Annotated in this window: 20 protein-coding genes; 13 read left to right on the top strand and 7 right to left on the bottom strand. The window is 70.2% G+C overall.

The features are described from left to right. Positions 1-5: 5 nt before the first annotated feature. The gene (locus ACIQF0_RS18260; protein WP_401030735.1) at positions 6-479 is read left to right on the top strand and encodes a hypothetical protein; all 474 of its coding nucleotides are present in this window, start codon (positions 6-8) and stop codon (positions 477-479) included. Here ACIQF0_RS18260 and ACIQF0_RS18255 read toward each other — a convergent pair. The 4 genes from ACIQF0_RS18255 to ACIQF0_RS18240 are packed head-to-tail and all read right to left on the bottom strand — an operon-like array spanning position 466 to position 4,260. Further along, a complete protein-coding gene (locus ACIQF0_RS18255) occupies positions 466-1,608 on the bottom strand; it encodes a VWA domain-containing protein (RefSeq protein WP_401030733.1) in 1,143 nt (380 codons plus the stop codon). The genes ACIQF0_RS18260 and ACIQF0_RS18255 overlap by 14 nt on opposite strands. Continuing rightward, complete coding sequence (locus ACIQF0_RS18250; protein ID WP_360047156.1) at positions 1,605-2,237, bottom strand: helix-turn-helix domain-containing protein; 633 nt, start codon at positions 2,235-2,237, stop codon at positions 1,605-1,607. Before ACIQF0_RS18250 ends, ACIQF0_RS18255 begins: the two co-directional genes overlap by 4 nt. After that, complete coding sequence (locus ACIQF0_RS18245; RefSeq protein WP_401030731.1) at positions 2,237-3,400, bottom strand: fumarylacetoacetate hydrolase family protein; 1,164 nt, start codon at positions 3,398-3,400, stop codon at positions 2,237-2,239. The genes ACIQF0_RS18250 and ACIQF0_RS18245 overlap by 1 nt, the downstream gene beginning before the upstream one ends. Beyond that, the gene (locus ACIQF0_RS18240) at positions 3,397-4,260 is read right to left on the bottom strand and encodes a hypothetical protein (protein WP_360047158.1); all 864 of its coding nucleotides are present in this window, start codon (positions 4,258-4,260) and stop codon (positions 3,397-3,399) included. Before ACIQF0_RS18240 ends, ACIQF0_RS18245 begins: the two co-directional genes overlap by 4 nt. Before the next feature lie 81 nt (positions 4,261-4,341). Between ACIQF0_RS18240 and ACIQF0_RS18235 the strand changes: the two genes are divergently transcribed. Genes ACIQF0_RS18235 through ACIQF0_RS18210 form a run of 6 tightly spaced genes read left to right on the top strand, consistent with a single transcriptional unit; the run spans position 4,342 to position 11,572 of the window. Further along, positions 4,342-5,514, top strand: a complete 1,173-nt coding sequence (locus ACIQF0_RS18235) for a homogentisate 1,2-dioxygenase (protein ID WP_401030730.1) — start codon at positions 4,342-4,344, stop codon at positions 5,512-5,514. A 33-nt stretch (positions 5,515-5,547) separates the two neighbouring features. Then, positions 5,548-6,711, top strand: a complete 1,164-nt coding sequence (locus tag ACIQF0_RS18230) for an SWIM zinc finger family protein (RefSeq protein ID WP_401030729.1) — start codon at positions 5,548-5,550, stop codon at positions 6,709-6,711. Further along, positions 6,708-8,135, top strand: a complete 1,428-nt coding sequence (locus ACIQF0_RS18225) for a DUF5691 domain-containing protein (protein WP_401030727.1) — start codon at positions 6,708-6,710, stop codon at positions 8,133-8,135. The genes ACIQF0_RS18230 and ACIQF0_RS18225 overlap by 4 nt, the downstream gene beginning before the upstream one ends. Continuing rightward, positions 8,132-9,217 carry an AAA family ATPase gene (locus tag ACIQF0_RS18220; protein WP_360047162.1) on the top strand — a complete coding sequence of 362 codons (1,086 nt, stop codon included), beginning with the start codon at positions 8,132-8,134 and terminating at the stop codon, positions 9,215-9,217. Before ACIQF0_RS18225 ends, ACIQF0_RS18220 begins: the two co-directional genes overlap by 4 nt. Further along, positions 9,210-11,387 (top strand): DUF5682 family protein, encoded by a 2,178-nt coding sequence (locus ACIQF0_RS18215; RefSeq protein ID WP_401030725.1) that lies wholly within the window; start codon positions 9,210-9,212, stop codon positions 11,385-11,387. The genes ACIQF0_RS18220 and ACIQF0_RS18215 overlap by 8 nt, the downstream gene beginning before the upstream one ends. Further along, the gene (locus tag ACIQF0_RS18210) at positions 11,384-11,572 is read left to right on the top strand and encodes a hypothetical protein (protein ID WP_401030723.1); all 189 of its coding nucleotides are present in this window, start codon (positions 11,384-11,386) and stop codon (positions 11,570-11,572) included. The genes ACIQF0_RS18215 and ACIQF0_RS18210 overlap by 4 nt, the downstream gene beginning before the upstream one ends. Here ACIQF0_RS18210 and ACIQF0_RS18205 read toward each other — a convergent pair. After that, complete coding sequence (locus tag ACIQF0_RS18205; protein ID WP_401030721.1) at positions 11,569-11,919, bottom strand: cupin domain-containing protein; 351 nt, start codon at positions 11,917-11,919, stop codon at positions 11,569-11,571. The genes ACIQF0_RS18210 and ACIQF0_RS18205 overlap by 4 nt on opposite strands. Positions 11,920-12,001: 82 nt before the next feature. On the opposite strand from ACIQF0_RS18205, the gene ACIQF0_RS18200 reads away from it, so the two are divergent. Beyond that, positions 12,002-12,451 carry a MarR family winged helix-turn-helix transcriptional regulator gene (locus ACIQF0_RS18200; RefSeq protein ID WP_401030719.1) on the top strand — a complete coding sequence of 150 codons (450 nt, stop codon included), beginning with the start codon at positions 12,002-12,004 and terminating at the stop codon, positions 12,449-12,451. A 4-nt stretch (positions 12,452-12,455) separates the two neighbouring features. Here ACIQF0_RS18200 and ACIQF0_RS18195 read toward each other — a convergent pair whose 3' ends face one another. Next, the gene (locus tag ACIQF0_RS18195; RefSeq protein WP_401030718.1) at positions 12,456-13,046 is read right to left on the bottom strand and encodes a TMEM165/GDT1 family protein; all 591 of its coding nucleotides are present in this window, start codon (positions 13,044-13,046) and stop codon (positions 12,456-12,458) included. A gap of 320 nt (positions 13,047-13,366) precedes the next feature. Between ACIQF0_RS18195 and ACIQF0_RS18190 the strand changes: the two genes are divergently transcribed. From ACIQF0_RS18190 to ACIQF0_RS18175, 4 genes are read left to right on the top strand one after another with little or no spacing between them, the layout of a single operon-like run. Then, complete coding sequence (locus ACIQF0_RS18190; RefSeq protein ID WP_401030716.1) at positions 13,367-14,821, top strand: cytochrome ubiquinol oxidase subunit I; 1,455 nt, start codon at positions 13,367-13,369, stop codon at positions 14,819-14,821. 12 nt (positions 14,822-14,833) lie between these two features. Beyond that, positions 14,834-15,805: a cytochrome d ubiquinol oxidase subunit II gene (gene cydB / locus ACIQF0_RS18185; RefSeq protein ID WP_319976247.1), complete on the top strand. Its 972-nt coding sequence runs from the start codon at positions 14,834-14,836 to the stop codon at positions 15,803-15,805. Next, the gene (gene cydD / locus ACIQF0_RS18180) at positions 15,805-18,798 is read left to right on the top strand and encodes a thiol reductant ABC exporter subunit CydD (protein ID WP_401030713.1); all 2,994 of its coding nucleotides are present in this window, start codon (positions 15,805-15,807) and stop codon (positions 18,796-18,798) included. Before cydB ends, cydD begins: the two co-directional genes overlap by 1 nt. A 5-nt stretch (positions 18,799-18,803) precedes the next feature. After that, positions 18,804-19,910 (top strand): GAF domain-containing sensor histidine kinase, encoded by a 1,107-nt coding sequence (locus tag ACIQF0_RS18175; protein ID WP_401030712.1) that lies wholly within the window; start codon positions 18,804-18,806, stop codon positions 19,908-19,910. On the opposite strand, the gene ACIQF0_RS18170 is transcribed toward ACIQF0_RS18175, so the two are convergent. Next, entirely contained in the window at positions 19,888-20,505 is a 618-nt protein-coding gene (locus ACIQF0_RS18170) for a response regulator (protein ID WP_401030710.1), read from the bottom strand. The genes ACIQF0_RS18175 and ACIQF0_RS18170 overlap by 23 nt on opposite strands. Before the next feature lie 61 nt (positions 20,506-20,566). On the opposite strand from ACIQF0_RS18170, the gene ACIQF0_RS18165 reads away from it, so the two are divergent. Further along, positions 20,567-21,061, top strand: coding sequence for a GNAT family N-acetyltransferase (locus ACIQF0_RS18165; protein WP_360047173.1), 495 nt, complete (start codon positions 20,567-20,569; stop codon positions 21,059-21,061). Positions 21,062-21,094: the final 33 nt, after the last annotated feature.

Raw genomic sequence — 21,094 nt, 5'->3', positions numbered from 1 at the left:
TCTAGATGGCTATGTCAATGGACGTGCACGTGACCACGGCGTGGAGTGACACCTGCCTCGCGCGGGCAGACCGGCGCGCGATCGGTCACATCTTCTTCGCCCTCGCGGTGCTCGGCGTCGTGCTCGTGATCGGCTGGATCTGGCTCACCGTGCTGTCCGTGCCGGTGGTGCTCGAACTGGCCGCGCCGGGACTGCGGCACTTCCTCACGCGCCGCGGCACGACCGCCCTGATCGAGAAGTTCCCGTGGCGCCCGGTGTCGGTGAACTTCGTGGCGGGACGGCGCATCGGCCGGTCCGCCTACCTGCGGGTCGACGACTCGGAGAAGAACCTGCGGCTGCCGGAGCTTCCCGAACGCGCGCGGGTGCTGGTGCGGCACACCGGCCGGGTGTGGATCGCTGGCCCGGACGAACGAGGACGCGTCGTCGTGATGACGCGCGGCCTCGCGTTCCTCACCCGTGGCCGGGTCATCGACCGGTAGCGATGCCTTCGCCCTCGGCCCACTGCGTGAGGTCGTCCTTGCGCAGCGCGGCCGCCAGCAGTTCGGGGAACTTGTCCGGCGTGCAGGCGAACGCCGGCGCGCCGAGAGCGTGCAGCTTCGCGGCCAGTTCGTGGTCGTAGGCGGGTGTGCCGGAGTCGCTGAGCGCCAGCAGGTTCACGACCGTGACGCCGCTCGCGACCAGTTCGCGGACCCGGCGCTGCAGCTCGGTCTCCGACCCGCCCTCGTAGAGGTCGCTGATGATCACGAGCACCGTGTCGGTGGGCCTGCGGACCTGGGTCTGCGCGTAGGCGACCGCGCGGTTGATGTCCGTGCCGCCGCCGAGCTGCGCGCTGAACAGCAGGTCGACCGGGTCGCTGAGCTGGTCGGTCAGGTCGGCGACCTCGGTGTCGAAGGCGACGAGCTTCGTCGAGATCGACCGGATGCTCGCGAGCGCCGAGCCCAGAACCGCCGCGTGCACCAGGGATTCCGCCATCGAACCGGACTGGTCGACGAGCAGGATCACGTCCCGCATCGCCGCGGTGCGGCTGCGCCTGCGGTGACCGATCAGGTCCTCGACGATCACGGTCCTGTGCTGCGGCTGGTAGTTCTTGAGGTTCGCCTTGATCGTCGTCGCCCAGTCGACGTCCTGCAGCTGCGGCCTTCTGGTGCGCCGCGACCGGTCGACCGCGCCCCTGACGGCCTCGATCAGCCGGTCCTGCAGGCGCTTCTCGATGTCCTCGACCACCTTGCGCACCACGGCTTTCGCGGTGTCGCGGGTGCGGGCGGGGATGGCCCGGGAGAGCTGCAGCAGGGTGCTGACGAGGTTCACGTCCGGCTCGACCGCCTGGAGCAGTTCGGGTTCGAGCAGCAACTGCTTGAGACCCAGCTTCTCGACCGCGTCCCGTTGCATCACCTGCACGACGGAGGTGGGGAAGTACTTGCGGACGTCGCCGAGCCAGCGGTGCAGCTGCGGTGAGCTGGCGCCGAGGCCCGCGCCCCTGTCGCCGCCACCGCCGTAGAGGCCCGTGAGCGCGCCATCACGCCGTTGGTCGTCCTCGCCGAGCTCGGACACGTCCTCCGCGCTGGGGCCCAGGAGCAACCGCCAGCGCCGTAGCCGCTCTTCGGTCATTTGAGCGCTGCCGCCACTTCTTCGGCCGCCCGCACGACGTGAGGACCGACCACGTCCGCGTCGAGCTTTTCCAGTGCCACCACGCCGACGGACGCCCTGAGGCCGGGCACCCCGCGCACAGGGGCCGCGACGCCGAAAGCGTTCGGCTGCAGCTCACCCGCGGAGACGACCCAGATCTCGCCGGGCGTGGAGATCGCCCGGCCGGCCGCCCCGCGGTGCACCGGGTGGCGGGAACCCACCCGGTACGCCACGTGGAAAGCGGTCCACGACGGTTCGACGACAGCGACGGCCTGGGCCTCGGTGCCGTCCGCGACGGTGAGGTGCGCGGTGGCGCCGACCTTCTCGGCGAGCTCGCGCAGCGCCGGGTTGGCCGCCATGCGCAGCTGGGGGAGGACGTTGGAGGCGAGGCGCAGCACGCCGAGGCCGAGCCGGACCTTCGAGCCCTCCCTGCGCACGAGACCGCGCGCCTGCAGTGGCACGAGAAGCCGGTACACCGCGGCCCTGGACGCGCCGATGGCCGTGGCGAGCTCCGAGATCGACGGTGCCTCGGACTCCGCCTCAGCGACCGCCTGGAGCAGCGCCAGACCCCTTTCCAGGGTCAGCGAGCTCTCCTTCGTCGCTCCGACCATCACGCACTCCGAACTGTTCCCACCACCTCGGCGAGACCGACCACGGAGCCGCCCTCACCGGGAGCGGTGGCGGTCAGCTTGACCGTGTCGCCGTCCTCCAGGAAGGACCTCGTGGAGCCGTCGTCGAGCTTGAACGGTTCCTTGCCGCCCCAGCTCAGTTCGAGGAACGAGCCGCGCTCGTCCTTCTCCGGTCCGGAGACCGTGCCAGAGGCGAACAGATCACCTGGGCGCACCGTAGCCCCGTTCACCGTCATGTGCGCCAGCTGTTGCACAAATGACCACGACATCTCCCGGAACGGAGGCCGCGCGACGATGGTGTCGTTCAGCTCCACCGTGATCGTGATGTCCAGGCCCCACGGCTGGTCGCACGTCAGGTAGTCGTGCAGCTTGTTCGGCAGCGGCGGCGTCGGGACGCGTGCAACTGAGAACGCCTCCAGCGGCGTGATCCACGCGCCGATCGACGTCGCGAACGACTTGGCCAGGAACGGGCCGAGCGGCTGGTACTCCCAGGCCTGGATGTCACGCGCCGACCAGTCGTTGACCAGCGTGACGCCGAAGACGTGCTCGGCGGCCCTGCTGGTGCTCACGTTGGCCGCCTTCGGGCCACCGCAGACGAACCCGACCTCCGCCTCGATGTCGAGGCGCTCGGACGGGCCGAACTTCGGGCCCTCGCTGCCGCGCTTCTGGCCGTTCGGGCGGACGATCTCCGTGCCGGAGACGTACACCGTGCCCGCGCGGCCGTGGTAGCCGATCGGGAGGTGCGTCCAGTTCGGCGTGAGCGCGTCACCGTCGGGGCGGAACATCTTCCCGACGTTCTCGGCGTGGTGCCTGCTCGAGTAGAAGTCCACGTAGTCGCCGACCGTGAACGGCAGCTTCGCGGTCTCGATCCCGACGAGCTCCGCGCCCTTGGGGGCGGAACTGGCCGTGACGATCTCCCGCAGCTTGGCGCGCAGCACGCTCCAGACCGGCCTGCCGGCCTGCAGCAGCGGGTCCAGCGAGTCGCCCTGGACGTACTCGCTGCACTTGCCCAGCGCGAGGCTCCCCAGGAGCAACGCCCGGTCGCCGACGCGGACGGCCACGCCCCCGTCGACGACCCCGTAGGGCAGGGTCTGCGGTCCGAACGGCTGGTCCTCGGAGAAGTTCGGGTCGCTGATCCAGCTCACAGAAGTCCAAGCCCCTCAAGGTCGGCGACGGGTTCGGCCAGCGAGCACGAGCCGTAGCTCGCGAACACACCGCGCACGGCGTGCGCCGCCTGGTCGCTGAGCGCCTTGGCCTCGGCGGTGAGCGCCTCGGCGTCGGTGCTCGCCAGTGCCTCGCGGACGTCGCGGCCGCTCAGCGAGCGCGCGGTGGCCACGAGGAGGTTCAGGAAGCCGTGGTGGGTGAAGCCCTGCTCGTCGGTGTAGCGGACGGCCTTGTGCAGGCCCGCCGTCGCCTTGAACGCGACGCCACCGCCGCTGACGACGGACAGGAAGTCGCCGACCTCTTCGACGCTGGGGAAGTTCTCCTGGGAGAGACCGCCACAACGCAGCTTGGGCCAGCTGCCGTGCTCGATGACCCGGCGGACGCCGTCGAGCCACTCGGCACCGCCGCGGCGGGGTTCGACGACGCGGATGACGTCCTCGGGCACGAACTCGGACACGCGCTCGAGCCACACCTCGTCCACATCGGACGGTGCGGGCATCTCGACCATGCGCAGTGCCAGGAGCTCGCTTCGGCTCTCGACGATCGAGACGGCCTTCGGCACGCCGCCGAGGCCGGTGTCGATCACGAGACTCAGAGCGATCGGTTTGGCCGGCTTGACCTTGATCAGTTCGGTGATCAGCTCGGCGAGACGGGAGGCAGGACAGAGGAAGAGGCCCATGACGCCAGCCCACTCGCCGACGCGTCCGTCGAGGTGACCGCGCACCGCGTCGGGCATCGACGCGTTCCCCGGAGGGAACAGCGCGGCATCGTCCACAAGCCTCGCGAGCAGGGGCGGAGTACCGCGCGGACCGGGCGCACGGAGTTCGACAGCGCTTGACACGGCTGACACGCTAGCCGTGTACCGCCAACTGAACAAAGATGTCCGATAGTCGAACGCCTTGGAAGGACCCGGAGAGCACTCATGGCCTACTACCGCCAGGTGGGAGAGATCCCCCGAAAGCGCCACACCCAGTTCCGCAAACCGGACGGTGGGCTCTACGCGGAAGAGCTCATGGGCGTCGAGGGTTTCTCGGCCGACTCGGCGCTGCTCTACCACCGGTACCTGCCCACGGCGATCGTGAACGCGGAGACGGTGAAGGACGAGCGCGGGAATGCGGCGCCGAACCTGCCGCTGAAGCCGCGCCACTTCAAGACCACGGACCTGACCTGGGCTTCTGATGACGTGGACGCCGTCACCGGCCGCCGGAAGCTGTTCTCGAACCCGGACGTGACCATTGGTTTCGTCGTCGCCTCCGCGCCTTCTCCGTTGTACCGCAACGCTTTCGGTGACGAGCTGCTGTACGTGCAGGGCGGTTCGGGTGTCATCGAGACGATCTACGGGGCGATCGAGGTCGGTGACGGCGACTACGTCGTGATCCCGACCTCGTGCACCTACCGGGTCGTGCCGTCGGCGCCGATGTCGTTGCTGGTGCTGGAGGCGACCGGGCACATCGGGCCGCCCAAGCGGTACCTGTCGAAGGCCGGCCAGTTCCTGGAGCACTCGCCCTACTGCGAGCGGGACATCCGCGGGCCTTCCGAGCCGTTGCTCGTCGAGGGCACCGATGTCGACGTGCTCGTGCGGCACCGTGCGGGACTCACGAAGTTCACCTACGCGAACCACCCGTTCGACGTCGTCGGCTGGGACGGCCACCTGTACCCGTGGGCGTTCAACATCCGCGACTTCGAGCCGATCACCGGTCGCGTGCACCAGCCGCCGCCCGTGCACCAGACGTTCGAGGGCCCGAACTTCGTCGTGTGCTCGTTCTGCCCGCGCAAGGTCGACTACCACCCGCTGGCCGTGCCGGTGCCGTACAACCACGCGAACGTCGACTCGGACGAGCTGATGTTCTACGTCGGCGGCAACTACGAGGCGCGCAAGGGCTCTGGCATCGGCATCGGTTCGATGTCGCTGCACCCGTCCGGCTGCACGCACGGCCCGCAGCCCGGCGCCGTCGAGGCCTCGCTGGGGCTGGACTACTTCGACGAGACCGCGGTCATGGTGGACACGTTCCGCCCGCTGGAACTGGGCGAGGCCGCGGAGGCCTGTGAGGACCCGGCATACGCCTGGACGTGGGCCCGTCGCGGTCCGGCCTGATTTTCTGTCGGGGGTCCTCGCTACTTTGGTCTGGTGAGGACACGAGCCGTTCCGATGCGCTGGCAGGGCCTGGGCAAGGCCCTGCCGGTGCTGTGGGGCCTCTACACGGGCTCCGGCTCGCTGCCGTACCGCGTGTGCGTCGACCTGGCCGCGGGCTCGGCCAAGTGCACCTGCCCGTCCCGCAAGTTCCCCTGCAAGCACGCCGTGAGCCTGCAGGAGCTGGACATCCCGGACGCGCTGCCGCCCGACTGGGTGGAGGAGTGGACCCAGCGGCGTGCGGCTCGTGAGCTGGATTCCTCACCCGAGGCCGTGGCCCGCCGGTTGCGTGCCCGGGAGAAGACGGCGGCGAACCGCGCGTCCGCGATGTCCTCCGGCATCGACGGCCTGCGTGACTGGCTCCTCGACGTCGCCTCGGCCGGCATCGCGTCCCTGCCAGGCCGCCCGGCCTCGTGGTGGCAGGCGTTCACCGCCCGCATGATCGACGCCCAGGTGCCAGGAGTGGCCGCCGCGGTCACCGAGATCCAGGAGATCGTCGCGCGCTCGGGCCCCCGCTGGACGGCCGACGTGGCCGACCGCCTGGGCGGCCTGCACCTGTTGTGCTTCGTGCAGCCGCGCACCCGCCTGGGCGTCACCGTGCCCGAGGAGACGGTGAAGGCCTCTCCAGGAATCTCCGACCGCTGGGTCGCCCTGCTGCGCCTGGAAACCGACGACGGCAGGGTCAGGACCATCCGCCAGTGGTGCTGGGGCCGTCAGACGGGCCGCTGGGCGGTGGCAATCCGCCACTCCGCCGTCGGAGCGCCTGTCCCGTTGCTGCCCCACGGCCTGGAGTCCTCGGCACTGGTCCACCCGTACCCGGCGTCGGACCGAGTGGCGCTGGGCGAACTGGAGGGCTCTCGGGCCCCTGACCCGGTTCCCGCCCCCTCGACCTGGCGCGAGTCGCTGGCATCGCTGGAACCGATGCTGATGGCCGATCCGTGGCAGCGCCTGTTCCCGCTGGGCTGCGCGACCGTCCGCCCGCACGGAGCCTCTCTGGTCGACGCCTCCGGTCACGCGCTGCCGGTTCGCGACGACACCGGCCTGGACATGGCGCTGGCGCTGACCGGCGGCACCCCGTTCGACGCCTGGGGCCTCTGGGACGGCCACGCCCTCCGCCTGGGAGCGATCGCGCTGGACGGCGCCCTGGAGGTGGTGGCGTGAAGGCCGAGTGGTCCCAGACCGTCCAGGACCTCCTGATCGGCACCACGAGAGGCGGCGGCGACCCGACGGCCCTGCTGTCCGACTGCGCCGCCCTGGGCGTGGCCGCGTTCGGCGCCACCCTCCCGCAGGAGGCCACCACCGACCCGGTGCCGCTGGCCCCACCGGAGACCGCCCAGCTCCCCAGGCCGGCCGCCAGAGCAGTCCTGGACGCGATCATGAGCGTCGACGACGAGGTCCTGCTCACCGAGTGGTGCGCGCTGGCCAAGGCCAACACCGTCGTGGCCGAGCACCGCATGCTGCCCGCCCTGCTCGCCCTCGGCACCGCCCGGCCCGGTCTGCGCGCCGCCGTGGTCGAGGTCCTGGGCACGCGCGGCCGCTGGCTCGCCGGCACCCGTCCCGGCTGGTCCTGGGCGAGTGGCGCCGCACCGCTGGTGGACGAGGTCCCGCTTCAGGAGATCCTCGACCTGCCCAGCGCCCAACGAGTTCGCGCCCTGCGTCGCAAGCGCAAGGCGGACCCGGCCGGGGTCGGCGCGTTCATCGCGCGGGAGTTCGTGGAGTCCCGCCGATCAGCCGACCGCCAGGTCCTGATCAGCGCCCTGGAAACCGGCCTCGGCCCGCAGGACGAGCGCCTGCTCGAAGCCGCCCTCGACGACAAGGCGGCGGCCGTCCACGACGAGGCCCTCCGCCTGCTCCGCAAGCTGTCGCCCACGCGCCTCGGTGCGCGCGCGGCACACCGGCTGCGGCACGGGCTCCGGCTGACCGCGGACGGGCTCGACGTCCGGCCGGACGAGCTGTGGACCGGGCAGCCCGACGCGGCGGAGCAGCGGGACCTCATGCGCGACGGCTCGGAGAAGGGCGTGGCTGGTCGCATGCGGGCCGCGGCCGCGAGTGTGCCGCCGTCGTACTGGACCTCGACCCTCAAGGCAGACGACGCGAAAGCCGCCGACATGGTCAGGAGGGGCCCGTGGGCCGGTGCGCTCCTCCGGGGCATCTCAGACCAGCTGGCCGCGGCAGCGGACCCGCGGCCGTGGGCGGTGGCCGCCGCCGAGACGCTGACCGGCATGGAACAGCTCGAAATGCTCGCGGCGTTGCCGGCCGCGGTCGCCGAGCAGGCGGTCGTCGCCGTGTCGAAGAACTGGCACTACGACCTCCTCGACCACGCCTGCGCCCAGCTCCCGGCGCCGTGGTCGCCCGAGACCACCCGCGCGCTGCTGCACCGGTACGCGGCTCTGCCCGACCCGCGCTGGCGGGCGGGGCGTCCGCCGGCCGTGCTGCTGGCACGGGGTGACGCGGACCTGCTCGGCGCGAGCTGGGAGGCTCTGACCCGTCGCTGGCCGGAGAACTCCCTGGAACTGGAGGTTCTCCGCCTCCGCATCCGACTGCGTGAATCGTTCGCACCAGCACCGCCTCAGGAGGCCCAGTGACCGCCGTGCTCAGGCCGACGGCCGAACAGCAGTACGCCGCCGAGCTGGAAGCCGTCGCGGCCCAGGACGACCGGCAGCGGCCGCCCAACTGGCGGCTGTCCCCGCAGGCCGTGGTCACCTACGTGCTGGGCGGCACGCTGCCCGACGGCACCGTGATCTCGCCGAAGTACGTGGGCGCGCGCAGGCTCGTCGAGGTCGCGGTGGGCACCCTGGTCACGGACCGGGCGCTGCTGCTCGTCGGTGTGCCGGGCACGGCGAAGTCGTGGCTGTCCGAGCACCTCGCGGCGGCGATCAGCGGCGACTCGACGCTGGTGGTCCAGGGCACGGCCGGCACGAGCGAGGACCAGGTCCGCTACGGCTGGAACTACGCCCGCCTGATCGCCGAGGGCCCGAGCGAGAACGCCATCGTGCCGAGCCCGGTCATGCGCGGCATGCAGCTGGGCACGGTCGTGCGGGTCGAGGAGCTGACCCGCATGCCGTCCGAGGTGCAGGACTCGTTCATCACGGTGCTGAGCGAGAAGTCGCTGCCGGTGCCGGAGCTCAACACGCAGATCCAGGCCGTGCCGGGCTTCACGGTCATCGCGACGGCCAACGACCGGGACCGGGGCGTCAACCAGATGTCGTCGGCGCTCGCGCGGCGCTTCAACACCGTCGTGCTGCCGCCGCCCGCGACCGAGGACGCCGAGGTCGAGATCGTCCTCACCAGGTCCCAGCAGCTCGGCAAGGCGCTCCAGCTGCCGGCCGAGCCGCCCGCCCTCGACGAGGTGCGCCGGGTCGTGCGGATCTTCCGCGAGCTGCGCAACGGTTCCACCGTGGACGGTCGAACCCAGCTGAAGAAGCCGAGCGGCAGCCTGTCCACGGCGGAGGCGATCTCGGTCATCGCGAACGGCATGGCGCTGGCCGGCCACTTCGGCGACGGCACGCTGGGCGCGGACGAGCTGGCCAGCGGCCTGATCGGGTCCGTGATCAAGGACCGAGTGTCGGACGCGACGGTCTGGCAGGAGTACCTGGAGACGGTGCTGAAGGAGCGCTCCGAGTGGCGCGACCTCTACCGGGCCTGCCTGGACGCCAGCGGTGACTGAGCCTGACTCCGGGCCTGTCCTGCTGGGCATCCGGCACCACGGCCCCGGCTCGGCCAGGATGGTCAAGCGGGCGCTGGAGCAGACGCGTCCGGCGCTCATCCTGATCGAAGGGCCACCCGAGGCGGACTCGCTCCTCGAACACGTCCACGCCCTCACCCCACCGGTCGCGATCCTGCTGCACGACGAGACGGAACCCGAGAACGCCGCCTTCTGGCCGTTCGCGGAGTTCTCCCCGGAGTGGCAGGCCCTGCGCTACGCGGCCGAGAACGGCGTCCGGGCCCGCTTCTTCGACCTGCCCGCGGCGGCGTCGATCGGAGACGACGGCCCAAGCGGCAACGTCGATCCCATCGGCCTGCTCGCCGAGGCCGCGGGCTTCGACGACCCGGAACGCTGGTGGGAGGACGTGGTCGAGCACAGCGCGTCGGACCCGCTCGATCTCGCGGACGCCATCGCCGAGGCCATGGTCTCCGTGCGCAAGGAGTTCGAAGGCGAAGTAGGCGAACGCACTCTGCGCCGAGAAGCGTTCATGCGTCAGACGATCCGCAAGGCGCGCAAGGACACCGACGGTCCGATAGCGGTCGTCTGCGGTGCGTGGCACGTCCCGGCGCTGCTCACCAAGCCGACCGTCGCCGCCGACACCGCGCTGCTGAAAGGCCTGCGCCGCCGCAAGATCTCCGGCACCTGGGTCCCGTGGAGCCACGGTCAGCTGGCCGCCGAGTCGGGCTACGGCGCCGGCGTCGACTCCCCAGGCTGGTACGCGCACCTCTGGCAGCACCAGGCCGACGTGGTCCCGCGCTGGTTCGCCAAGGCCGCGGCCGTGCTCCGCGCGGAAGACCTCCCGGCCTCGACCGCGAGCGCCGTGGAGGCCGTTCGCCTCGCGGAAACCCTTGCCGCGCTGCGGGAACGCCCGTCGGCGGGCCTGAGCGAGGTGAACGAGGCGGCGCTGGCGGTCCTCTGCGGCGGCGACGAGATCCCGCTCCAGCTGGTCCACCGCAAACTCGTCGTCGGCGAACGCCTCGGCGAGGTGGGCGAAGCCGTCCCGCGCTCGCCCCTGGCCGCGGATCTCCAACGCCTGCAACGCAAACTCCGCCTCCCCGCGGACGTCCAGCCCAAGCCGCTCAAGCTGGACCTCCGCAAGGACACCGACCGCGAACGCTCGAAACTCCTGCAACGCCTGGAAGTCCTCGGCGTCCCGTGGGGCAAGCCGGACCGCTCCAACTCGCTCGGCACCTTCGCCGAGGTCTGGCAGCTGCGCTGGGACCCGATCTTCGCGGTGTCCGTCGCCGTGGCCGCCCGCCACGGCACCACGGTCCACACGGCGGCGGAGAACGTCCTCACCCAGGCCGCCAAGGACGCCAAGCGGGTCGCCGACGCCGCCGCGACGCTGACCAAGTCCGTGGGCTGCGAACTCCCGGCCGCCGTGACCGAGGCGCGCCAGGCGCTGGACCGCTGCGCCGCCATGGCCACCGACGCCCTCGAACTGCTCGCCGCACTCCCAGACCTGGCCAGGACGGTCCGCTACGGCTCGGTCCGGGGCACCGACCCGGAACTGCTGCGCGTGGCCCTGCACGGCCTGCTCACCCGAGGGGCCGTCGGCCTCCCGATCGCCTGCCGCAACGTCGACGACGAAACGGCGGAACACGCCCTCCAGGTGGTGGACGGCGCCCACGAGGCCACCCGCCTGGCGGCCGACGACGACCACCAGAAGACCTGGTGGCGAGCCCTGCACGCCCTCGTCAAAGCCGAGGCCCACGGCCTCCCGACGGGCAGGGCCACCCGCCTGCTCTGGGAAGCGGGCGAACTGACGAGCGACGACGTGGCTGCCCGCCTGCACCGCAACGTCGCGAGCGCCTTCGTGGCCGGCTTCCTCCGCGGCTCGGCCACCCTCCTGGCCGCCGACCCACGCCTCTTCGGCCTGATCGACGAATGGCTCAGCGGCCTGCGCGGTGAGGCGTTCGACGACGCCCTCCCGTTGCTCCGCCGAGCCATCACCGACTTCACGCCCGCCGAGCGCCGCCTGCTCGGCGAACGCGTGGTGGCGGGCGAGACCCCTCAACCGGCCGCCGACGACGAGTGGGACCTGGAGATCGCCGAACGCCTGGCCGCGCACGTCCGCGGCCTGATGGCCGGAGTTTCACGATCGGCGGATTCGCCGATCCCAGAGCCGTGACCACACCGGACGAAGACCGCCTCACGACGTCGGCCGAAACCGAACTCACCCCGCCTGACGAGAGCCGCCTCGACGAGTCCCAGGAACTCATCGACGACGCCAAGAAGTTCGCCCGCGAGCTGCGCGAGGAGGTCCCGGACACGACGCCGGAGCCTCCTCGTGAAGAAGGCTCCGCGGCGAACTAGACCGACCAGGGCGGCGTGATCGTCTGCCCGTCCGCCAGCGTGCCCTGGATGCCCACCGACGTGGCCACCAGCACTCGCGCCGGCCCGCCGGTCAGCGCCAGCTCGGTGTTCGGCGGCACCACGACGGCGTCGCCGACACCGGCGTGGTGCCCCTGGATCGTCACCGACCCGGAAAGCACGTAGAACACCTCCTCCTTCGACGCGCGATGCGGCGTTCCGTCGCCACCTTCCGGCACGTCGACGGTCCACAGCGCGATCTCCGAACTGCCGCGCGACGGCACGGCCAGCGACCTGAACTCGAACCCGCCGAACTCGTGCAGCTCCGCGGAATCCCCCGTGACCAGCAAGACAACCTCCAAAGTAGTCAACCAAGTTGTCTAACCTTAGAATAAGGTCAACCAGGTTGTCTACCTAGTTCGGGGAAGCAAGATGGAACCGGTGCCGATGCTGCTGGCGATGACGTACCGCGCCATGGGCGACCAGTTCCACGACCGCCTGCGGCAGATCGGCCTCGAACCGCTCCGGCCCGCCCACGGCTACGTCTTCCGGTTCCTCAAGGAGAGGCGCGCGACGACCGTCGACATCGGACAGCACCTCGGCGTCACGAAGCAGGCGGCCGCGAAGATCGTCACCGAGCTCGACGAGTGGGGTTACGTCCTGCGGGAGCCGCACCCGACGGACAAGCGCGCCCAGTACGTCACGCTGACCACGAAGGGCCGCGACTACCTGAAGTTCGCGGACAACCTCTGGTCGGACCTGGAAGCGGAGATGGCCGAGGCGATCGGCGACGACACCCTCGTCACGATCAAGGAAGGCCTCGCCGCGTACCTGCGACACGTCCACGGCGAGGACCAACCAGGGCTCCGTCCGGTCTGGTGACCGGCTAGAACACCTGCGTCAGCGCGATCACGGCGAACACCGCGAAGATCGTTCCGGCCACCCGCTGGATCCAGTGCGTCGGCAACCGCCCGGCGAGCTTGCGCCCCACCAGCACGGCCAGCCCGGCGACGGCGACCAGCGCCAGCCAGGCGCCCAGACCGACGGCGACCGGTGCGCCGTAGCGGGCGGTGATGCCGGCGGTCGCGAGCTGCGAGGCGTCGCCCCACTCGGCTGCGAACAGCACGCCGAACGAGGTCAGAGCCGCCCGCCAGAACGGCACGGCAGCGCTCGCCCCGGCCTCGTCGGCGGAGTCCTCGTCCTTCGAGAAGCCCTCTCGGAGGAGCATGAACGCGCCGATGCCGAACAGCAGCGCCACGACGCCCGCGACCAGGCGGTCGGGGAGCAGGGTGATGGCCGAACCGAACGCGGCGGCCACCACGCTCTGCACGGCGAAGGCCGCGACGACGCCGACGAACACCGGCCAGGCGCGATAACGCGTGGTCAGCACCAGGGTGGCGACCATGGTCTTGTCCGGGAGCTCGACGAGGAACACCACCGCGAAGGCGGTGATGAACGCGAGCAGTGATGTGGCCACGAAGGTCCTCCACGTCCGAATACGAACCCGGACGGAGGCGCAACAGACCCCGACCGGGCATGCTGCAACCCGGCCGGAGGTCTCGTTCGCCCGACACAAGCATCGGGTGTGGGACCGGATCCACTCGAAGGCGGATCAGTATGTCGATCACCACGCCACCGGCAACGTACTCCGGCGGGAACTACTCCCCTCTGGCGAAATCATCGTAACCGACGCATGTCACCCGAAAGGCGTGACTTCGCGCACGGGACTTAGGTCCCGAGTCCGAACGGGACCGTCGTACCTGATAGTGGTCGTGATCCACACATACGCTCGTCAACGTGGACGTACTCGAACTCGCGCGGTGGCAGTTCGGCATCACCACCGTCTATCACTTCCTGATGGTGCCGCTGACGATCGGCCTTTCCCTGCTGGTGGCGGGGATGCAGACCGCGTGGGTGCGCACGGGCGACGAGCGCTACTACAAGATGACGAAGTTCTGGGGGAAGCTCCTCCTGATCAACTTCGCCATGGGTGTCGTGACGGGCATCGTGCAGGAGTTCCAGTTCGGCATGGCCTGGAGCGCCTACTCGCGGTTCGTCGGTGACGTGTTCGGCGCTCCGCTCGCGATGGAGGCGCTCGTCGCCTTCTTCGTCGAGTCGACGTTCCTCGGGCTGTGGATCTTCGGCTGGGACAAGTTGCCGAAGAAGATCCACTTGGCGTGCGCCTGGGCGTTCAGCCTCGCGACCATGGCCAGCGCGTACTTCATCCTCGCCGCCAACTCGTGGATGCAGCACCCGGTCGGCATCGAGATGCACGAGGGCCGTCCGCGCCTCACCTCGATCTGGGCCGTGCTGACGAACAACACGACGCTCGCCGCCTTCCCGCACACCATCGCGGGCGCGTTCGCGGTGTCGGCCGCCTTCCTCGTGGGCATCGCCGCCTGGCACCTGCACCGCAGGTCGGAGGAGGAACGGGTCTGGCGCAGCTCGCTCAAGCTCGGCACGTGGGTCGGCGTGGTCGCGTTCAGCGTCCTGGCGATCACCGGTGACCTGCAGGGCAAGCTGATGTTCGAACAGCAGCCGATGAAGATGGCCGCCGCGGAAGCGTTGTGCCACACCGAACAGCCTGCGAGCTTCAGCATCTTCGCAATCGGCGACGTCACCAGGCCCGACTGCGAGAACGTCAAGAGCATCACGGTGCCCGCACTGCTGAGCTTCTTGGCGCACAACGACTTCAGCAGCGAGGTCAAGGGAATCCAGGACCTCGTCCCGATGTACCAGGAGCGCTACGGCGAGTTCTACCCCGTCGACGAACGGCTCGGCGAGCTCAGCGGCAAGCCGATCGACTACGTGCCCGCGCTTCCCGTGACGTACTGGGGTTTCCGGTTGATGATCGGGTTCGGCGGCATCTCGGCCGGGCTGGGCGTCCTCATGCTCTGGTTGACCCGGAAGAACCGGACGCCCACCGGCTGGTGGTTCCCGGCACTCGGTCTCGCCGGCATCGCGACTCCCTTCCTGGCCAACAGCGCGGGCTGGATCTTCACCGAGATGGGGCGGCAGCCGTTCGTCGTGGTGCCGAACCCGAGCGGGGTCGACGGGGTGTGGATGTTCACCGCGCAGGCGGTCAGCCAGTCCACGCCCGGCGAGATCCTGACCTCGCTCATCGCGCTGACCGCGGTCTACACCGTGCTGGCGGTCGTGGAGTTCTACCTGATCCGCAAGTACGTCCGAGGCGGGATTCCCGGTGTGCTGCCGCAGAAGACCGACGACGGCGCCCTGGCGTTCGCGTACTAGGGGAGAGGCGACGTGGAAACGCTCTGGTTCGTTCTGATCGCCGTGCTGTGGCTCGGCTACCTGTTCCTCGAAGGATTCGACTTCGGCGTCGGCATGCTGCTTCCCGTGCTGGGACGCGACAACCGCGAACGCCGAGTCATGATCAACACCATCGGGCCGGTCTGGGACGGCAACGAGGTGTGGCTCATCACCGCGATCGGTGCCACGTTCGCGGCCTTCCCCGGCTGGTATGCGGCGCTGCTGAGCGCCGCATACCTGCCACTGACCCTGTTCCTCATCGCGTTGATCGGGCGTGGGGTCGCGTTCGACTACCGCGGCAAGGTCGACAACCCGCGTTGGCGAAAGGCCTGGGACGCAACGATCGTGGTGGGCTCGTGGGTCGCCACGCTCAGCGTCGGCCTGCTGATCTCGACGACGGTGCTGGGCCTGCCGATCGACGCGAACGGTGACCGCGTCGGCGGTCCGTTCGCGGCGATCAGGCTCGACACAGTGGTGGGGGCGCTCGCTTTCGCGGGATACGCGTTGGTGCACGGCGCGGTGTTCACGGCGCTGAAGACCGAGGGTGAGATCCGCGAACGAGCTCGCCGGGTTGCGTTGGTCCTTGCGCCCGTCGCACTTCTGCCGCTCGTGGCACTGCTCGTGATCGCCGCCGGCCTCTGGGCCGCCGTGGTCGTGGCGATCCTCGGCCTCGCGATGTGGAGGCTGGCCGTGGACCGCGACGGACAGTCGTTCGCGTTGATGGGACTGGCGATCGCGGCGAGCGTCGTGGTGCTGTTCGGGACGCTGTACCCGAACGTCCTGCCGTCGACGCTGAACGACGCGTGGTCGCTCACGGTCGCCAACACGGCGTCGAGCCCCTACACGCTGAAGGTCATGACGTGGGTCGCCGCCTTCGGCACACCCGCGGTGCTGGTCTACCAGGGCTGGACGTACTGGGTGTTCCGCAAGCGCATCGGCGTCCAGCACATCCCGGCAGCGCACTGATGAAGCGAGGCCCGCTGGGAGCTCTGCCCCAGCTCTCCAGGAACGCCAGGCGCGCCCTCGTCGGGGTGGGCGCGCTGGCGTTCCTCAACGCCCTGGCGCTCGTCGCCCAGGCCGTCGCGCTGGCATCGGTGATCACGACCCGCGAAGGCCTTCCGCTGCTGGCCGTGGCGATCCTGGCGCGCGCGGGCCTGTCGTGGGCGACGGAATCGGCCGCCGCCCGCGCCGCCGCCGGCGCCAAGGAAGAGCTGCGGACCCAGCTGCTGGCCAAGTCGTTCGAACGCGGCCCCGGCTGGATCGCCGACCGCGGCACGGCCGAGCTGTCGGTGCTCGCGACCAAGGGCCTCGACGCGCTCGACGCCTACTTCACCCGCTACCTCCCCGCGCTGGTCACGGCCGTGATCGTGCCGCCGCTGGCCGGTGCGTGGATCCTCTTCACCGACTGGCCGTCGGCCGTGCTGATCGCGGTGACCGTGCCGTTGATCCCGGTCTTCGCCGCCTTGATCGGCTGGTACACCGAGAAGCGCGTTCGCAAGGCCGCCGACGTCACCGAGCTGCTTTCGGCCCAGCTCCTCGAACTGCTTCGCGCCCTGCCGGTGCTGACCGTCTTCGGCCGCGCCAAGCAGCAGGCGGGTGCGGTCCGGCAGATCGGCGAGCAGCACCGCAAGGCCACGATGGGCACGCTCCGGATCGCGTTCCTGTCCGCGTTGGTGCTGGAGATCGCGGCGTCGTTGAGCGTTGCGTTGATCGCGGTCGGCGTCGGCATCCGGCTCGTGCACGGTGACATGACGCTGATGACCGCGCTGGTCGTGCTGATCCTCGCGCCCGAGTGCTACCTGCCGTTGCGCGCCGCCGGTGCCGCTCACCACGCCAGTGAGGACGGACTGGAAGCGGTTCGGCGCGTCGCTGAAGTCGTCGATCACGAGGACAAGACCAGGCCGCGGCTGCCCGGCGGTTCGGTCCACGTCGACAACCTGCGGGTGCTCCGGCGCGGAGGTTTCGCGCCGGACGGCATCAGCTTCGACGTGCGGCCGGGGGAGATTCATCGACTTGAAGGCGCGAGCGGTGCCGGAAAGTCGACGACGTTCCAGGTGCTGCTGGGCTTCGTGGAGCCGACGGACGGCACCGCGTTCGTCGCCGGGGACATCGCCTACGTGCCGCAGAAGCCCGCGTTCGCCGCCGCCACCCCGCGCGCCGAGTTGGAGCTCACGGTTCCCGGCGCCGAGGACATCGAGCAGGTCGCCCACGAGGTCGTGGCCGCGCATCTGCTCGACCGCCAGATCACCGACCTCTCAACCGGTGAACGCCAACGCGTCGCAGTTGCGCGCGCCCTGCTGAGGGTTCGCCACGGCGCGACGGTGCTGTTGCTCGACGAACCGACCGCGCACCTCGACCCGGTGACAAGTCGCAAAGTCGACAAAGCGATCAAGAGAGCTAGCGACACGGCCGCTGTCGTCCTCGCCTCGCACCGTGAGAAGGAGACGACCGAGGACGAGACGTTCGCCAGGGTCGTCACCGAGGAGACCCAGCAGGAACGGCCGAAGCGCCTGCCGATCCCGTGGAAGGGCGCCGGCCTGGGCATCCTCGCGGCCGTAGCGGGCATCGCCCTGACCGCCCTGGCCGCCCACCTGATCGCCCGTGCTGCCGAGATGCCGCCGATCCTGACGCTGTCGGTGCTGGTCGTGGGCGTGCGGACGTTCGCGCTGAGCAAGGGCGTGCTCCGCTACGTCGAGCGCTTGGTGACCCACGACGAGACGTTCCGCCTTGCCAACGACCTGCGCGCCGAACTCTGGTTGCGACTCGTGCGCACGCAACGCCGCGATGGTCTGCAACGGCTCGTCGAGGACGTCGACACCGTCCGCGACCTGGTGCCGCGCGTGCTGGTGCCGCCGGTCGTGGCGATCGGTGCGGGCATCGCGACCACGGTCCTGTTCGCGTTCATCGACCCGGTCGCCGCGCTGACGTTGGGCGGTCTGCTGCTCGCGGCCGGGCTCGCGGCACCTGCCGTCGCCGTGTGGACCGAGCGGCGGGCCAGCACGAAGCTCTCCAGGGGCCGTCGCAAGGTCGCCAGCGAGACGATCAACGCCCTCGTCGCCGCACCGGACCTCATCGCGCACGACGCCCACCACCGCCTGCTGGCCCAACTGCACGCCGAGGACGTCGAGCTCGCGGGACAGACCCGCCGGCAGGCGTTCGGCACGGGCGCGGCCACGGCGATCGTCCTGCTCGCGACCGGTGCGGCGGCCCTCATCTGCGCCACCACCGGCAACCCGGTGCTCGGTCTCGTCCCGCTCGCCCTCGCCGAACCGCTGGCCGCGCTGCCGTTGGCCGCTCAGCAGCGCAGGGCACTGCGAGAAGCAAGTGCGCGCTTGCAATTCGATGCGCCGGAACGCCCCGAGCAGCCGCGCGGCAAGCGGATCCGGCTGGAGAACGTCGACGTCCGCTGGCCCGGCGCGACCGAGCCGACGTTGAAAGACCTCCACCTCAACATCGAGCCCGGCACGCACGTGGCGATCGTCGGGCCGTCGGGCAGCGGCAAGTCGACGCTGTTCGCGCTGCTCCTGGGCTTCCTGCAGCCCGAACGCGGCATCGTCGAACTGCCCAGGGCGACCTGGTGCCCGCAGGAGCCGATGCTGGTCAGCACGACGGTGAGGGAGAACCTGCGCATGTCGGGACAGCACGACGACGAGGCTCTCCGCGAGGCGCTGCGGGGGGCGTGTCTGCCGGAGTGGGTGGACCGGCTCGACACGGTGATCAGGCCCGACCAGGTGTCGGGCGGCGAGGCGCAACGGCTGGCGCTGGCGCGGGCGTTGCTGCACGACGCCGACGTGGTGCTGCTCGACGAACCCACCGCGCACCTCGACGAACCGACCGCGCGCAGGCTGTTGCGGCAGCTCAGGCAGGACGGCAGGACCGTTCTGCACATCACGCACCGCCCGGACGAGGCGGCGAGGGCGGACCTGGTGCTGGACCTCGGCACACCCGCATACCGTTGAGGACCATGGACCCCTCTCTGGCGCGGCGCGTGCTCGTCGCGTCCACCGAGATCACGTCGGCGGCGCTGGAAGACCCGGAGAACGTGCTGCGGCTCGTGGTGAAGGCGGCCGCGGAGATCGCGGACGCCGACCTCGGCCTGGCCATGCTCGCCACGGAGGACGACGACGGCACGCTGACCGTCGAGGCGTCCAGCGGTGAGCCGGTCGTCGCGACGCTGAGCCCGCGCAGTGCCGCCGCCAAAGCCGCGCGCACAGGCGTTCCCGTCATGGCCGACGACGTCGCGAACGACCCGCGCACGGCCCCGTACGTGCCGCAGGCACTGCGGAACTACGGACCGTTCGCCGTGGCGCCGTTCGGCACCTCGGACCGCAAGATCGGCGCTCTGGCCGTGTACCGGCGTAGGGACAAGCCGCCGTTCACGCAGGAGACGGTGGACGTGTTGTCGGCGTTCGCGGCGCAGGCAGGCCTCGCCGTGGTGTTGTCGGAGGGCTTCACCGCACGGCAGCGCGTCGCGGTCTACGAGGAGCGCGAACGGATCGCCCGCGACCTGCACGACGTGATCATCCAGCGGCTCTACGGCGCCGGCGTGCAGATCAGCCTGCTGCAACGGCGCCTGGGCAAGAAGCTCGACACCTCGCAGCGCGCCCGCATCGAGGAGGCCGTCGACCTGGTCGACGAGACGATCGCCGAGGTCCGCGCGACCGTCCGCAAGCTGCGCAACACCGACCCGGCCGACTCCGCCGACCTGCACGACTCGATCAAGGCCGAGGTCCGCACGGCCGGTGAGCTGCTCGGCTTCCCGCCGCGCCTGCACGTGGCCGGCGACCTGGCGAACGTGCCGCGCAAGCACGCCGACGACGCGCGGGCGGCGTTGCGTGAGGCGTTGTCGAACGTCGTACGGCACTCCGGCGCCACGCACGTCCAGATCGACGTACGGCGCGATGAGAAGCACCTGCTGCTGCGCGTCGCCGACAACGGGTGCGGCATCCCGTCCGGCGTGACTCAGCGCGGGCTGCGGCACCTCGCCGAACGGGCGAAGGCCGCGAGTGGCGATTTCCGCGTGGTGAGTTCGCCGAACGGGACGACGCTCACCTGGTCCGTCCCCGTTTAGCCACCCACGCGGCGGCTTGCGTGCGGCGTTCCATGCCGAGTTTGGACAGAACGGACGTCACGTAGTTCTTCACGGTCTTCTCCGCGAGGAAGAGCCGTTCACCGATTTGGCGGTTCGTCAGGCCCTCACCGATGAGTTCGAGCACGCGCTGTTCCTGGTCGGTGAGGCCAACCGGGGACGGATTGCGCATCCGTTCGAGTACTCGGCTTGTGGTCGCGGGGTCCAGAAGGGACCGTCCAGCCGCGACCTCGCGCACGGCCGTGACGACGTCCTGACCGCGAACCTGCTTGAGCAGATAGCCCGACGCCCCGGCCATGATCGCGCCGACGAGCGCTTCTTCGTCGTCGAATGCGGTCAGCACCAGGCAACGAATGCCAAGGTCCCGCAGCGTCCGGCAGAGGTCGACGCCGCTGCCGTCGGGCAGTTGAACGTCCACGACGGCCACATCGGGAGGGTTCGCTCCTGCTCGCGTCACCGCCTCGGTGACGGAACCCGCCTCGGCGATGACCGAGATGTCCGACTCGTCGTCGAGCATCTCGCGCAGTCCTCTGCGCACTACTTCGTGATCGTCAACCAACAAAACTCGCACTGGCACGAATCCACCGTACGTCGAATGGCTGTTCCTGAGTGTGACTCAAATTGGCACAGTTCTTGTCATGGCAGAAGGCTCGGTACGACCGGTCGAGGAAGCAGATCGCATAGTTGTCGCCCGACTGGTTCTCGAGCTATGGGGAGCGCACACCGCCGTCGCGCACGGCGAGGTGTTCTTCCCGGCGAGTCTGCCGGGCTTCCTCGTGGAGAAGCAGGGTCAGGTGCTGGGTCTGCTGACCTATGCGGTGGCGAACCACCAGCTGGAGATCGTCACGATCGACGCGCTTCGGCGAGGCCGGGGCGTCGGCACCGCGCTGGTCGACGCCGCGGTTCGCCAGGCACGCACGCTCGGATGCAACCGGGTGCGCCTGACGACCACCAACGACAACCTCGACGCGGTCCGGTTCTACCAGCGCCGTGGCTTCAAACTGGCGGCCTTGAGACCGGACGCGGTCCGCGAGGCGCGCAAGCTCAAGCCGGAGATCCCGGCGGTGGGGGAGTTCGGCATCCCCATCACAGACGAGATAGACCTGGAACGATGGGTCGCGCCACGGCAGTAGTCCACAGCTGTCCACAGCTCTGTCCACAGGGTT

The organism is Lentzea sp. NPDC092896 (assembly GCF_044754905.1).
In the GTDB taxonomy this organism is placed as follows: domain Bacteria; phylum Actinomycetota; class Actinomycetes; order Mycobacteriales; family Pseudonocardiaceae; genus Lentzea.
This window is presented reverse-complemented; position numbering and strand designations above follow the sequence as displayed.

What these genes read in the sequence shown, in the direction of transcription:
- ACIQF0_RS18260 (WP_401030735.1), top strand. Translation starts at nt 6, where the DNA reads ATGGCTATGTCAATGGACGTGCACGTGACCACGGCGTGGAGTGACACC.
- ACIQF0_RS18255 (WP_401030733.1), bottom strand. Translation starts at nt 1,608, where the DNA reads ATGACCGAAGAGCGGCTACGGCGCTGGCGGTTGCTCCTGGGCCCCAGC.
- ACIQF0_RS18250 (WP_360047156.1), bottom strand. Translation starts at nt 2,237, where the DNA reads ATGGTCGGAGCGACGAAGGAGAGCTCGCTGACCCTGGAAAGGGGTCTG.
- ACIQF0_RS18235 (WP_401030730.1), top strand. Translation starts at nt 4,342, where the DNA reads ATGGCCTACTACCGCCAGGTGGGAGAGATCCCCCGAAAGCGCCACACC.
- ACIQF0_RS18200 (WP_401030719.1), top strand. Translation starts at nt 12,002, where the DNA reads ATGGAACCGGTGCCGATGCTGCTGGCGATGACGTACCGCGCCATGGGC.
- cydD (WP_401030713.1), top strand. Translation starts at nt 15,805, where the DNA reads ATGAAGCGAGGCCCGCTGGGAGCTCTGCCCCAGCTCTCCAGGAACGCC.
- ACIQF0_RS18175 (WP_401030712.1), top strand. Translation starts at nt 18,804, where the DNA reads ATGGACCCCTCTCTGGCGCGGCGCGTGCTCGTCGCGTCCACCGAGATC.
- ACIQF0_RS18165 (WP_360047173.1), top strand. Translation starts at nt 20,567, where the DNA reads ATGGCAGAAGGCTCGGTACGACCGGTCGAGGAAGCAGATCGCATAGTT.